This is a genomic window from Micromonospora sp. NPDC049048, from assembly GCF_043197615.1.
Classification (GTDB): Bacteria; Actinomycetota; Actinomycetes; order Mycobacteriales; family Micromonosporaceae; genus Micromonospora.
In genome coordinates this window covers 415,915-428,467 of the sequence record NZ_JBICTM010000006.1, presented here as the reverse complement: position 1 = coordinate 428,467, position 12,553 = coordinate 415,915, and the positions used below count along the sequence as shown (strand labels likewise).

Genomic DNA, 12,553 nt, shown 5'->3' with positions numbered 1-12,553 from the left:
GCCTCGATGAGGTCGACGTTGAGAAGGTGCCACGTGCCATATTGACGGCAACGCCTCTCGGCCAAAAATCCTGGTCAAGAGGCGTTGTGGTGTCGAGTGGCGGAGGGTGTGGGATTCGAACCCACGAAGACATCGCTGCCTTACCGGTTTTCAAGACCAGCGCCATCGGCCACTAGGCGAACCCTCCCGGTCCGCGCCCCCCGTGGGGTGCGCGACGTGCCTAGTCTGCCACGCTCCCGCTGCGGGCGAGCGGGCACCGCGCCCGCGCTGAGATGATCGACGGTGTGTGGCAGGTCCCGTCGGTGGTGCTGATCAGCGGAATCATGGCCGCCGGAAAATCCAGTGTGGCCGAGGCGCTGGCCCGGCGGCTGACCCGCGCGGTGCACCTGCGCGGCGACGTCTTCCGGCGGATGGTGGTGAGCGGCCGGGCGGAGATGACCGCCGAGCCGTCGGCGGAGGCCTGGCGGCAGCTGCGGCTGCGCTACGACCTCGCCGCGTCGGCGGCGGACCGCTACGCCGCCGCCGGCTTCACCGTGGTGCTCCAGGACGTCGTCCTCGGCGCGGAGCTGCCGGCGATGGTCGACCGGATCCGGCACCGGCCGCTGGCGGTCGTGGTGCTCGCGCCGAGCCCCGAGGTCGTCGCCGCCCGCGAACAGGCGCGGGAGAAGAAGGGGTACGGGGACTGGCCGGTCGCCGCGCTCGACGCGGACTTCCGGGCGCAGACGCCCCGGATCGGGCTGTGGCTGGACAGCTCGGCGCTGACCCCGGCCCGGACGGTGGACGAAATCCTGGCCCGGGCGTGGACCGACGGACGGGTGGGGTAGACACGGAACATGCGCGCGATGACTGTCCCGGAGCCCGGCGGACCCGACGCACTGGTCTGGAGCGAGGTGCCCGATCCCGAGCCCGGGCCGGGCGAGGTGATCGTCGACGTACGGGCCAGCGCGGTGAACCGGGCCGACCTGCTGCAACGGCAGGGGCACTACCCGCCGCCACCGGGCGCGCCCGCGTACCCCGGGCTGGAATGCTCCGGGGTGATCAGCGCGATCGGGCCCGACGTGGCCGGCTGGGAGGTGGGCCGGGAGGTCTGCGCGCTGCTGTCCGGCGGCGGCTACGCGGAGCGGGTGGCGGTGCCGGCCGGGCAGCTGCTGCCGGTGCCGGCCGGCGTCGACCTGGTCGACGCCGCGGCGCTGCCCGAGGTCGCCTGCACGGTCTGGTCCAACGTCGTGCACCTGGCCCGGCTCGGCAAGGGCGAGACGCTGCTGCTGCACGGCGGCGGCAGCGGGATCGGGACGTTCGCGATCCAGCTCGCGGTCGCGCTCGGCGCCACCGTGGCGGTCACCGCCCGTTCCGGAAAGCACGAGCGGCTGCGTGAGCTGGGCGCGGCGCACACGATCGACTACCGCGAGCAGGACTTCGTCGAGGAGATCCGCCGGGTCACCGGCGGCCGGGGCGCGGACGTCATCCTCGACATCATGGGTGCCGCCTACCTGCCCAGGAACGTGGCGGCGCTGGCCACGGGCGGCCGGCTGGTGGTGATCGGCATGCAGGGCGGCCGCAAGGGCGAGCTGGACCTGGGGGCGCTGCTGGCCAAGCGGGGCACGATCGCGGCCACCGCGCTGCGGTCCCGCCCGCTGGACGAGAAGGCGGAGATCGTACGCGGCGTGCGCGAGCAGGTGTGGCCGCTGGTCGAGTCGGGGGCGGTCCGGCCGGTCGTGGACCGGCGGGTGCCGATGACCGAGGCGGCGCGGGCGCACCGGCTGGTCGAGTCGAACGACCACGTCGGCAAGGTGCTGCTCACCACCGGCTGACGCGCGGTCTCGCCCGGGGTCAGGACGCCGGCGTCGGATCCGCGACCTCGCGGGGGAGCACGAGGCGGGCGCCGGGGCCCTCGCCGGAGAGCGAGTCGCCGGGGTTGTAGAGCGTGCAGCGTTGCAGGGACAGGCAGCCGCAGCCGATGCAGCCGTCCAGGTCGTCGCGGAGCTTGGTCATCAGCCGGATCTTCTCGTTGAGCCGCTCCCGCCAGGTCGCGGACAGCCGCGCCCAGTCCTCCGCGTTCGGCGTACGGGAGGCGGGCAGGGAGTCCAGCGCCTCCCGGATCTCCTCGAGCGAGATGCCGACCTGCTGGGCGATCCGGACGAACGCCACCCGGCGCAGCTCGGTACGCGCGTAGCGGCGCTGGTTGCCGCCCGTACGCTCCGCCCGGATGAGCCCGAGCCGCTCGTAGTAGCGCAGCGCCGAGGGTGCCACGCCGCTGCGGTGGGAGAGCTGGCCGATGGTGAGGGACTCGTGCATCACGTCGCCTTGAGTTGAAGCGGACTTCAACTTGCAGGCTAGCGGCATGACCACGACCACCGCCAGCGCGGGTCCGGCCCCGTTCGCCGCGCCACCCGCCGACCCGGCCGCCGCGCCACCCCGTCACCCGACCGCCCCGCCGCTGCCGGCACCCGTCGCGCCGCGGTACGAACGGATCCGCGCGGGCCGCGAGTTCGGCGCGAACGTCCGCTCCACGGTCGACGTGCTCTGGGTCCTCTACGACCGGGTACTCCGGGTCACCCCGGAGACCGTCGACGACCCCGGGCGGGACCGGTTCCTGCTCTCCAAGGGGCACGCCGTCGCCGGCTACTACGCCGTGCTCGCCGCCAAGGGGTTCGTCCCCGCCGACTGGCTCGACGACCAGGGCGGGCCCGACAGCCGGCTCGGCGACCACCCCGACCGGATGCTGGTGCCCGGGGTCGAGATCGGCTCCGGCTCGCTGGGCCACGGGCTCGGCCTCGGCGTCGGCACCGCGCTCGGGCTGCGCGCCCAGGGCCTGCTGACGCCCCGGGTGTACGTGCTGCTCGGCGACGCCGAGCTGGACGAGGGCTCCAACCACGAGGCGATCGCGTACGCGGGGGCGTCCGGGCTGGCCAGCCTGACCGCGATCGTCGTCGACAACGGCTCCGCCACGCACGGCTGGCCGGGCGGCGCGGCGAGCCGGTTCACCGTCAACGGCTGGACCGCCACCACCGTCGACGGGCACGACCACGACGCCCTGCACACCGCCCTGACCGGGCACGACAACCACCGGCCGCACGTCGTCGTCGCGGTCGTCGACCAGGGGGAGTGACCGTGCGGGACCGCTTCATCGAGACCACCACCGCGCTGCTGGCGGAGGATCCGCGTACGGCCCTGGTGCTGGCGGACATCTCCGCCGACGCGTTCACCCCGGCCGCGTACCGGCACCCGGACCGGGTGCTCAACGTCGGGATCCGGGAACAACTGCTCCTGGGCGTCGCCGGCGGGCTCGCGCTGACCGGGCTCCGGCCGATCGCGCACAGCTACGCCCCGTTCCTCGTCGAGCGGGCGTACGAGCAGATCAAGCTCGACCTGGACCACCAGGGCGTCAGCGCGGTGCTGGTCAGCGTCGGCGCGTCGTACGACCGGGCGGCGGCGGGCCGGACCCACCTGTCCCCGGCCGACGTCTCGCTCGTCGACACCCTGCACGGCTGGACCGTGCACGTTCCCGGTCACCCCGACGAGGTTCCGGCGCTGCTGCGGGACGCGGTGGCCGCGGACGGCTCGGCGTACCTGCGGTTGTCCACGCTGCACAACGCGCGGCCGTACGGTGGCGACGGCGCCCTGCGGATGCTCCGGGACGCGGGCCCGGGCGCGCCGCTGCTGGTGGCCGTGGGGCCGGTGCTCGACGCGGCGCTGGCGGCGGTGGCCGACCTCGGGGTGAGCGTGGCCTACACCCACCGGCCGCGGCCGTTCGACACGGCGGGGCTGCGGGCGCTGGCCGGCGACGCGGTCATCCTGGTGGAGCCCTACCTGGCCGGAACGTCGGCCCGGGTCGTGTCGGCGGCGCTGGCCGACCGGCCACACCGGCTGCTGGCGCTCGGCGTGGGACGCGAGGAGTTGCGCCGCTACGGCTCCGCAGAGGACCACACCCGCTGGCACGGGCTGGACGCCGCCGGGCTGCGCCGCTCGGTCGCCGGGTTCCTGGAAACGGCTCCGGTGCCGGCCGGCCGCTGAGTCACACCGGCCAGCGACCAGCGGCGGGAGGTGCTGGTCGGGACAGACGGGAACCGGGGCGGCGGGGCCGTCCCGCGTGGCGACGCGGAAGGGTCAGTGCGTTGGGGTGCCGAGGGGACGGCGGCGGGTGCGCTCGCGGCCGAGGATCCAGATCGCCTCGACGCCGTCCTTCCAGGTGATCTTCTTGCCCTCCTCGCGGCCCCGCGCCCGGTAGCTGATCGGGACCTCGTAGGGGCGGATGCGTCGACGCAGCAGCTTGCCCGTGACCTCGGCCTCCATGCCGAAGCCGCGGGAGCGGACGTCGAGCGAGCGGTAGAGCGCGACCGGCATCAGCTTGAAGCAGGTCTCCAGGTCGCCGATGTAGGAGTTGAACAGCACGTTCGCGGCCATCGTGACGCCCTTGTTGCCCATCACGTACCAGAAGCTGTAGGCGCTGTGGCTGCCGAAGGTGCGGTTGCCGTAGACCACCGTGGCCCGCCCGTCGAGCACCGGGTCGAGCAGCTTCGGGATGTCCATCGGGTCGTATTCCAGGTCGGCGTCGAGAATGACCATGTAGTCGCCCTCGGCGTTGTCGACCGCCGTCTTGATGGCGGCGCCCTTGCCGGCGTTGCGCTGGTGGGTGATGACCCGCAGGCGCGCGTCGTCGGCCCGACCGAGGATCTCACCGGTGCCGTCCCGGCTGCCGTCGTCGACCACGACCAGCTCGATCTCACACGGGTAGTCGACCGCCAATGCCTGCTTGAGGGCATCCGCGATGCGTTCTTCCTCGTTGTAGACCGGCATGAGGATCGAGAGCTTCACGGGAGTCTCCACGGTGGGGACGATATGTCGGCCCTAGCCTAGCCTTAAGGCCGCCGGCCCGGTGTTCAGCACTGCGAGCATCGGGCGCGGCGACTTCAGGTTCATGGTGTTTACTGCCGCCATGTCGGCAGTCGGCTACCCGCTCGTCCTTGTGCCGGTCGCCGCAGTCGGGCTGCTCGCGATCGCGCTCCGGCCGCTCACGCGTCCGACCGTGGGCCGCCGTCGACTCGCGCTGCTCCGGGCGGCTCTGGTCACCGGCGCGTTCGCGGTGCTCACCGTGGAAGCACTGGGTGCCGCGCGGCTGCTCACCCTGCCGGCGTTCGCCGTGGCCTGGCTGTTGTTCCTCTCCGGCGCGGCCGTCGCCGCCGGCCGGCGCCGCCGCCGGGACGCCGCGCGCGCCCTTGTCCGGGCCGACGCGGTCGAGGTTCTCGCCGCGCCGGAGCCGGCGCTGGTCGGCGCGAACGCCGGCCCGGCCGCCGGCACTCCGCTGCCTCCGCCCCCTGCGCCGCCGGCCGCCGCCGGTCGCGTCGCGTCCCGCCGCGCCGGCTGGTCGGCCACGCTCGCCCAGGCCTGGCGTACGGCGGGTCGCGGCGAGCGGCTGCTCGCCGGCACGGTCGGCGGGCTGCTGCTCGTCGAGTTGCTGATCGCCTTGCTGGCCGAGCCCAACAACTTCGACTCGCAGACGTACCACCTGCCCAAGGTCGAGCAGTGGGTGGCCCAGGGCAGCCTGGAGTTCTGGCCGACGGCCATCCACCGGCAGGTGACCATCCCGCCCGGCGCCGAGTACCTGCTGCTGCACCTGCGCCTGTTCACCGGCGGGGACGCGCTGCACAACCTGGTGCAGTGGGCGGCCGGGGTCGGCGTACTGCTGGCGGCGACCCGGATCACCGCGCAGCTCGGCGGCGGGCGGCGGGCCCAGTTGCTCACCGCGTTCGTGCTCGCCACCACCCCGATGGTGGCGCTCCAGGCGACCAGCACCCAGACGGACCTGGTCTGCGCCGCCTGGGTGGCCTGCGTGGCCACGGTGGCGCTGGACGGGCTGCACCGACGCGCCGACGTCGGGGCGATACTGACGCTGGGCGCGGCCACCGGGCTGACCGCGCTGACCAAGACCAGTGGGCTGGCCGCCGTCGGTCCACTGCTGCTGCTCTGGGGGCTGGCCCAGCTCCGGCTGGCCCGCACCGCTTATTCCCGGTCCCGGCGGCAGGTGCGCCGGACGGTCGCCGGATCGGCGCTGATCCTGCTCGTCGCGGTGGTGGTGGTCGGGCCGTTCCTCGCTCGGGTGACCGCCGAGTTCGGACACCCGCTCGGGCCGCCCCGACTGCGCGAGTCCATCCCGATGGAACGGCACGACCCGCCGTCGCTGGTGGTCAACGCGCTGCGGATCGCGCACACCGCGTTCGACACGCCGCTCGCGCCGCTGCGCCGGGCAGGCGCCGAGGCGATCATTGGCGGCGCCGGATTGCTCGGGGTGGACCCGCAGGACCGGGCCACCACCTTCGGGCAGGAACGGTTCCCGGTGCCGTCCTGGTACCCCGACGAGGACCGGGTGGCCTTCCCGCTGGCCGGGGCGCTGGCGGCGATCGGGGCGGCGGTCGCGCTGACCCGGCCCGGCCGGATCAGCCCGACGCGGGCGGGGCCGCTGCGCGCGTACGCGGTGGTCGTGGTGGCGGCCGTGCTGCTGCACACCGCCATGATCAAGTGGCAGCCGTGGGGCAACCGCCTGCTGCTCTACGCGCTGACGCTGGCCGTACCGCTGGCGGGCCTCTGGCTGGACGCGCTGTTCCGGCGCGCTGCCGGCGGCGTGGGTGGCCGGCGGCCGGTGGCCGCCGGGCTCGCGGTGACCGTGCTGGCCACCTGCGCGCTGGCCGGGGTGCTGGCCGTGTCGTACGGCTTCCCGCGCCGGCTGGTCGGGGCGGGCTCGGTCTTCACCACCACCGAATGGGACACGCGTTTCCTGCGTCGCCCCCAGTGGACGGAGGAGTTCCGGTGGGCCGCCGACGCGGTACGCGCGACGGGCGCCCGCCGGATCGGCCTGGTGCAGCAGAACGACAACTGGGAGTACCCCTGGTGGCTGCTGCTGCGCGACGCGGGCGGACGCCCGCCGGAGCTGGTGGCGCTCCAGTCGGTGCTGCCGGAACGCCCGCCGGCCCACCCGGCCTCGGTCGACGCCATCGTGTGCACGGGCAGCCGGACGGCGTGCACGGCGCTGGTGCCGCCGGACTGGCGCGTGCAGTTCCGGAGCTACGTGGGCTACGCCCTCCCGCCCGGGAGCTGACCGCCGCCGCAGGGCGACGCCGAGTGTGGCTGTGGGGTGGTTGACCGACCCGGCCGAGGCCCTTCCGGTCGCCCGGCGACACCTCACGCCGCCCCGGTTTGCCCGGATCGCCCGGTTCTTCACTCTGCGGCAACGATTCCGAGACGCATTCACATGCATCGAAGCCGGCGCTACCTTCTGGTGACTCGATCGACGTCCCGCGATCGAGCCGAAAGGAGTGGGTCGATGCTTGGTTCCTCTGCCAGGCGCGAACGCGCCCGACGACGGGTGTTCACCGTCGTCGCCGCCGCCGCGCTCGTCCTGCCGATGCTCGCCGGAACAGCCTCCCCCGCCACCGCGGCCGACCGCCCGGCCATCCAGCCACTCGCCGCCAACCTGGAGGCGATCCGCGCCAGCGAGGCCACCGCGCTCTACGGCGCGCCCGGCATCCGCCCCATCGAACAGCGCCGCACCGCGCTGATCACCATGGGCGACAGCCAGATCTCCGGTGAGGGGGTCGGCAACTACATCCCCGGCACCCACCAACCCGGCAACTGGTGCGACCGCTCGTACGACCAGGCGGTCTTCCGCACCGGGATCACCGCCAACGAGAAGTACAACATCGCCTGCTCCGGGGCGACCCCGTGGAACCTGATCCGGGGCGGGCCGACCCAGCACAACGAGCTCAACCAGGGCGACCACCTGGCCATCAAGGCGCGCAACACGCACATCAAGCTGATCTGGGTGGTGGTCGGCGCCAACGGCGAGGGCACGATCCAGTTCGGCCCGGTCGCCACCGACTGTGCCGTCAGCCGGGTCTTCCTCCAGGGCGCGTGCTACCCCACCTACACCGACCAGTGGGCCGTCCGCACGGACGGCAGCCGGCAGGCGGTCCAGGACGCGCTCACCGACATCCGGCGGACCATGACCGGGGCCGGCTACCTGCAGTCCGACTACGAGCTGGTCTTCATGTCGTACCCGAGCCCCTTCGGCCCCGACGTGGAGGACAACCCGAACTTCCCCGGCTGGTACGCCGGCGGATGCCTCACCTACCTGGCCGACTCCGCGTTCGGGCGGAACAAGGCGGTGCCGCTGTTCGAGAAGTCGCTGCGCGCGGCGGCGGCCAACACCGGCACCCGCTACCTGGACGCCAGCCGGCTCTTCCACGGCCACGAGGTGTGCACCGACAGCACCTCCGTACGCGGGCTGCACATCGAGGTCGGCGTCTGGGACGAGAACGCGGCGCGGCAGTCGTTCCACCCGAACTACCGGGGACACGGCATGTTCGCCCAGTGCATCACCCAGTTCTTCAACTCCGGGCAACAGCGCGGCACCTGCGTCGACCCGGCCAGCACCGGCAACGGCGTGCTCTACCCCGGACTCCTCGAGTTCAAGCAGCTGCGCAACGCCGCCACCGGCACCTGCGTCGACGGCAAGGGCTACGACTCACGCAACGGCACCCCACAGCAGTCGTACGGCTGCCACGGCGGGCGTAACCAGGGCTTCTGGTACGACGCGACCCGTCAGTCGGTGCACTCGGAGCTGTCCCACGACCGCTGCCTCGACGTCTCGGGTGGTTCACTGAGCGCCGGTACGGCGGTGAACATCCACGACTGCCACGGCGGCGCCAACCAGAAGTTCGTGTTCGCCGGCAACCAGATCCGGACGGCCGGCAACAGCGGCCTCTGCCTGGCGTTCGACAGCCCGGCGTCGGGCACCCCCCGGCTGCGCCTGGCCGCCTGCTCCACCAGCACCCGGCAGCAGTGGTCCTTCGAGTCGCGCAACTTCGCCAACCCGGTGGGCTACGGGCACGACGACTTCATCGGCTCCCGCGTCTACTGAACCCGGCTCTTCTCGTGAGCGGTGCCGCCCCTCCCCGGGCGGCACCGCTCACGCCGGCGGCCCGCGTGACGGAGCACCCGCCGCGGGTGTCACAGGCCGCCGTCGCGTACGCCTGGCAACAGGACCTCCAGGCGCAGGCCGCCACGGTCGAGAGCGGTCGCGGTGATGGTGCCGCCGTGCGCCTGGGTGATCGATCGTGCGATGGCCAGCCCGAGCCCGGCGCCTCCGCTGTGCGCGATCCGGTCAGCCGCCAGCCGCTTCAACGGCTCGAACAGGCCGGTCACGGCGTCCGCGGGCACGATCTGCCCGGTGTTGACGACGACGAGCGCGGGAGATTCGCCAACCGTGACGTGAACGGTGCCCTGGGCGTGGTTGTACTTGATCGCGTTCTGCACGAGATTCGTCACCAGTCGCTCCAGCAGGACCTGTTCGCCCTCGACGATCCGTGGTCGAAGCTCGCTGGTGAGCTGCACGGCGTGGGTGTCCGCCGTGGCCTGGTGCGCGGCGATGACGGAGGCCGCGATCTGATCGAGGCGTTGCGGCAGCCGTGACACCAACCCGTGGTCCGCCTCGCTGAGCGCGAGCAGCCCTTCGACGAGCCGCTCGTTGCGCTCGTTGGTCTTCAGCAACTGGGTGGCGAGCAGCGTGAGCTGTTCGCCCGTGAGCGGCTGTGCCATGCCGACCTCGATCAGCGTCCGCTGCACCGCGAGCGGGGTGCGCAGCTCGTGGGAGGCGTTGGCGGCGAATCGGCGCTGTCCCTCGTAGCCGGTCGAGATGCGGTCCATCATGTCGTCGATCGCCCGGCACAGCGCCGCAAACTCGTCGTTGCGGCCGCTGATGACACCGGTGCGGTAACCCAGGTTCTGCGGGCCGATCCGAGCGACGACCGGGACGAGGTCGCGTACCGGCCGTAGCGCCCAGGAGACGGGCCGTAGCAGCAGGAGCAGTGCGACCACGGCAAGTGCGGCGACAGCGTCCGGCAACAGCCAGTGCGCCTCCTCCCTGATCTTCACGCACACGGCGTGGTCCGGGCACGCGGCCTTCAGCCCGAGGTAGAACCAGGTGAACAGACTCTGACCGAGGATCCGTACGGCGTAACCGGCCGCGAACGCCGCCACGCAGACGACCAGGAGCCGTCGGCGGGGAGTCTGCAGGTTCATGCCGCTCCCGCGCCGACCCGGTAGCCGGCACCGCGCACCGTGTGGATCAACGGCGGGTCGCCGATCTTCCGGCGCAGCGTCATGACGGTGACCCGCACAACGTGGGTGAACGGGTTGACGTGTTCGTCCCAGGCGTGTTCCAGCAGTTCCTCGCTGCTCACCACCTGCCCGACGTGCCGCATGAGCACGTGCAGGACGGCGAATTCCTTGTGGGTCAGGGCGAGGACCCGCCCGTCGCGCAGCGCGACATGACGGCCGACGTCGACGACGAGACCGTCGTGTTCGAGTATCGGCGCCACCGCCGGTGCCGATCGTCGCCCGAGCGCCTGGATCCGGGCGACCAGTTCGGCGAAGGCGAACGGCTTGGCGAGGTAGTCGTCGGCGCCGATGTTGAGGCCCTCCACCCGGTCGCGGATGCCGCCAGCGGCGGTGAGCATCAACACCCGCGTCGTCCGCTGGGACCGCACGATCCAGCGGCAGATCTCGTCGCCGGTACGGCCAGGCATGTCGCGGTCGAGGACGGCGACGTCGTAGCTGTTCACACTCAGCCGTTCGACGGCGCCGTGGCCGTCGTAGCTGACGTCGACCGCCATCGACTGCTGCCGCAGTCCGGTCGCGACCATGTCGGCCAACAGCCGCTCGTCGTCCGCCACGAGTATCCGCACCGGAACTCCCTTCCAGATATCGCCTCGGAGCATGCCAGGGCGTAGGTAAAGGTTCCGTCAGCCGTTCGCTCACGGCCGGCCTACGTGCCTGTCGGCAGACTCCATGGCCGTGGTCGGACCGTTGGTGCGGCCGGACCACGTGCTCGGTGATGCCGGGCGACGTGTCGACGAAAGGGACAAGCATGACGACAGCACGAAGTCGACTGCTACGAGCGGCCCTGGCGCCGGTTGTCGGGATCGGACTGGTGCTCGGCTGCGTTGCCTGCTCGACCGGGGCGGAATCCTCGGCCGGGTCCGGTGCCGGGCAGTGGCAGGACTACGACCGGAAGATGGAGTCGTGGCTGGGGTGCCTGCGTGCGAACGGGATGCCCGACGCGAAGTACGCCGGACACCACAGCTCCGCGATGAACGCGAAGATGGAAATCGACGGAATCCCGAGCGGCGCTATCGACAGCCACGCCGCCTGGGCCCAGTGCCGGGCACAACAGCCGGCCGAGGCCGACCGGCCCGAACCATATCTGAAGTACGAGATGTCTCCCGAGGAGCTCAAGAACCTGCGGGCCATCGCCAGGTGTGTCCGGGAGCGCGGTTTCGCCGACTACCCCGATCCGAATCCGAATCCGGAGTACCAGACGCCGGGCAGGTACAACTCCCTCAAGAAACTGCCCGAGGTGGAGAAGGCCTACAAGGATTGCGTCAAGGAGTTGGGCATCCCGATGCCGGATGGCGGATGACCGGGCCGCGTCCGGTTCCGCGCCTGCTCCGGCGGGCGGCGCTGGTGGCACTGGCGGTGGCGGTCGTCGGCGGGGCCGCCACCACGGCGATCGGCCTCGGTGGGAACACCGGGAGTTCCGGCCAGCACCCGGCGCCCGCGAACACGACCACCCTCATCCGCAAGACCCTCGTCGACCAGACGGCCGTCACCGGCCGCATCTCGTACGGCAACCCGACACCGGTGATCTCGCAGGCGTCCGGCACCGTCACGTGGCTGCCGACACCAGGAGCCATGGTGTCGAGGGGAGAGGCGCTGCTGCGGATCGACGACCGGCCACTGGTGCTGCTCTACGGGGCGCTGCCGATGTATCGCCAGCTCACGATCGGAACCAGGGGCGAGGACGTCAAGCAGTTCACGCAGAACCTCAAGGCGCTCGGATACACGGGTTTCACCGTCGACACCGAGTTCACCGCCGCGACGGCGAGGGCCGTCAAACGCTGGCAGGCGGCCCTGGAACGCGACGAGACGGGCACCGTGGAGGTTGCGGACGTGATCTATGCCGAAGGCCGGGTGCGGATCGCGACGCAGTCGGTACGAGTTGGCGCCACGGCCACGGGCGAGGTGCTGACGGTCACCAGCACCACCCGGGTCGTCACCGCCGACGTCGCGCTGAGGGACCAACGCCTGGCCCGGGTGCGCAACGCCGTCACCGTTCGCCTGCCTGGCGGCAGGGAGGTGCCGGGCAGGGTCACGGTTGTCGGAGCCGAGTCGGATCCGGCTGACGCGGCCGCCAGCGGGAACGCGGACACTCAGCGGATCCCGGTGGTGGTGAGCGTCGCGGACAAGGCAGCGCTGGACCTGCCCGACGACACGGAGGTGACCGTACGGTACGTCGCGCAGACGCGCGTCAACGTCCTGACGGTGTCCGTGGGGGCGCTGCTGGCGATCCCCGACGGCGGGTACGGACTGGAGATCCGCGACGGTGCCGAACGGCGGGTGGTGCCGGTGAGGACCGGTCTGTTCGCCGAAGGGCAGGTCGAGGTCAGCGGCGACGGCCTCGTTGCGGGAACGGTCGTGGGAGTAGCCGCATGAGCACAAG

General features: G+C 72.2%; 12 protein-coding genes and 1 tRNA gene. 8 read left to right on the top strand and 5 right to left on the bottom strand.

Annotated features, from left to right (window positions below; genetic code table 11):
• Positions 1–97: 97 nt before the first annotated feature.
• Positions 98–187, bottom strand: a tRNA-Ser gene (locus ACGFIG_RS21605).
• 97 nt (positions 188–284) lie between these two features.
• Between ACGFIG_RS21605 and ACGFIG_RS21600 the strand changes: the two genes are divergently transcribed.
• On the top strand, positions 285–824 hold the full coding sequence (locus ACGFIG_RS21600) for an AAA family ATPase (protein WP_393005455.1): 540 nt from the start codon (positions 285–287) through the stop codon (positions 822–824).
• Positions 825–833: 9 nt separating this feature from the next.
• Positions 834–1,811: an NAD(P)H-quinone oxidoreductase gene (locus ACGFIG_RS21595; RefSeq protein ID WP_393005453.1), complete on the top strand. Its 978-nt coding sequence runs from the start codon at positions 834–836 to the stop codon at positions 1,809–1,811.
• A 19-nt stretch (positions 1,812–1,830) separates the two neighbouring features.
• Here the strand turns inward: ACGFIG_RS21595 and soxR are convergent, their stop codons facing one another.
• Complete coding sequence (gene soxR / locus ACGFIG_RS21590; RefSeq protein WP_393005451.1) at positions 1,831–2,295, bottom strand: redox-sensitive transcriptional activator SoxR; 465 nt, start codon at positions 2,293–2,295, stop codon at positions 1,831–1,833.
• 46 nt (positions 2,296–2,341) lie between these two features.
• On the opposite strand from soxR, the gene ACGFIG_RS21585 reads away from it, so the two are divergent.
• Entirely contained in the window at positions 2,342–3,109 is a 768-nt protein-coding gene (locus tag ACGFIG_RS21585; RefSeq protein ID WP_393005449.1) for a transketolase, read from the top strand.
• 2 nt (positions 3,110–3,111) lie between these two features.
• Positions 3,112–4,014 (top strand): transketolase family protein, encoded by a 903-nt coding sequence (locus tag ACGFIG_RS21580; protein ID WP_393005447.1) that lies wholly within the window; start codon positions 3,112–3,114, stop codon positions 4,012–4,014.
• 93 nt (positions 4,015–4,107) lie between these two features.
• Here ACGFIG_RS21580 and ACGFIG_RS21575 read toward each other — a convergent pair whose 3' ends face one another.
• Positions 4,108–4,815: a glycosyltransferase family 2 protein gene (locus ACGFIG_RS21575; protein ID WP_393005611.1), complete on the bottom strand. Its 708-nt coding sequence runs from the start codon at positions 4,813–4,815 to the stop codon at positions 4,108–4,110.
• 121 nt (positions 4,816–4,936) lie between these two features.
• Here ACGFIG_RS21575 and ACGFIG_RS21570 point away from each other — a divergent pair, with 121 nt between their 5' ends.
• Positions 4,937–7,093: a hypothetical protein gene (locus ACGFIG_RS21570; protein ID WP_393005445.1), complete on the top strand. Its 2,157-nt coding sequence runs from the start codon at positions 4,937–4,939 to the stop codon at positions 7,091–7,093.
• 225 nt (positions 7,094–7,318) lie between these two features.
• On the top strand, positions 7,319–8,914 hold the full coding sequence (locus tag ACGFIG_RS21565; protein ID WP_393005443.1) for a ricin-type beta-trefoil lectin domain protein: 1,596 nt from the start codon (positions 7,319–7,321) through the stop codon (positions 8,912–8,914).
• An 89-nt stretch (positions 8,915–9,003) separates the two neighbouring features.
• Here ACGFIG_RS21565 and ACGFIG_RS21560 read toward each other — a convergent pair whose 3' ends face one another.
• Together ACGFIG_RS21560 and ACGFIG_RS21555 are read right to left on the bottom strand one after the other, a co-directional pair.
• Positions 9,004–10,074 carry an ATP-binding protein gene (locus ACGFIG_RS21560; RefSeq protein WP_393005441.1) on the bottom strand — a complete coding sequence of 357 codons (1,071 nt, stop codon included), beginning with the start codon at positions 10,072–10,074 and terminating at the stop codon, positions 9,004–9,006.
• The gene (locus tag ACGFIG_RS21555; RefSeq protein ID WP_393005439.1) at positions 10,071–10,739 is read right to left on the bottom strand and encodes a response regulator transcription factor; all 669 of its coding nucleotides are present in this window, start codon (positions 10,737–10,739) and stop codon (positions 10,071–10,073) included. The genes ACGFIG_RS21560 and ACGFIG_RS21555 overlap by 4 nt, the downstream gene beginning before the upstream one ends.
• A 182-nt stretch (positions 10,740–10,921) precedes the next feature.
• Here ACGFIG_RS21555 and ACGFIG_RS21550 point away from each other — a divergent pair, with 182 nt between their 5' ends.
• On the top strand, positions 10,922–11,473 hold the full coding sequence (locus ACGFIG_RS21550; RefSeq protein ID WP_393005437.1) for a hypothetical protein: 552 nt from the start codon (positions 10,922–10,924) through the stop codon (positions 11,471–11,473).
• Complete coding sequence (locus ACGFIG_RS21545; RefSeq protein ID WP_393005435.1) at positions 11,470–12,546, top strand: peptidoglycan-binding protein; 1,077 nt, start codon at positions 11,470–11,472, stop codon at positions 12,544–12,546. The genes ACGFIG_RS21550 and ACGFIG_RS21545 overlap by 4 nt, the downstream gene beginning before the upstream one ends.
• Positions 12,547–12,553: the final 7 nt, after the last annotated feature.

Bases quoted from the DNA above. Each gene is read 5' to 3' on its own strand.
- soxR (WP_393005451.1), bottom strand. From the start codon at position 2,295: ATGCACGAGTCCCTCACCATCGGCCAGCTCTCCCACCGCAGCGGCGTG.
- ACGFIG_RS21560 (WP_393005441.1), bottom strand. From the start codon at position 10,074: ATGAACCTGCAGACTCCCCGCCGACGGCTCCTGGTCGTCTGCGTGGCG.
- ACGFIG_RS21595 (WP_393005453.1), top strand. From the start codon at position 834: ATGCGCGCGATGACTGTCCCGGAGCCCGGCGGACCCGACGCACTGGTC.
- ACGFIG_RS21570 (WP_393005445.1), top strand. From the start codon at position 4,937: ATGTCGGCAGTCGGCTACCCGCTCGTCCTTGTGCCGGTCGCCGCAGTC.
- ACGFIG_RS21550 (WP_393005437.1), top strand. From the start codon at position 10,922: ATGACGACAGCACGAAGTCGACTGCTACGAGCGGCCCTGGCGCCGGTT.
- ACGFIG_RS21545 (WP_393005435.1), top strand. From the start codon at position 11,470: ATGACCGGGCCGCGTCCGGTTCCGCGCCTGCTCCGGCGGGCGGCGCTG.
- ACGFIG_RS21565 (WP_393005443.1), top strand. From the start codon at position 7,319: ATGCTTGGTTCCTCTGCCAGGCGCGAACGCGCCCGACGACGGGTGTTC.
- ACGFIG_RS21585 (WP_393005449.1), top strand. From the start codon at position 2,342: ATGACCACGACCACCGCCAGCGCGGGTCCGGCCCCGTTCGCCGCGCCA.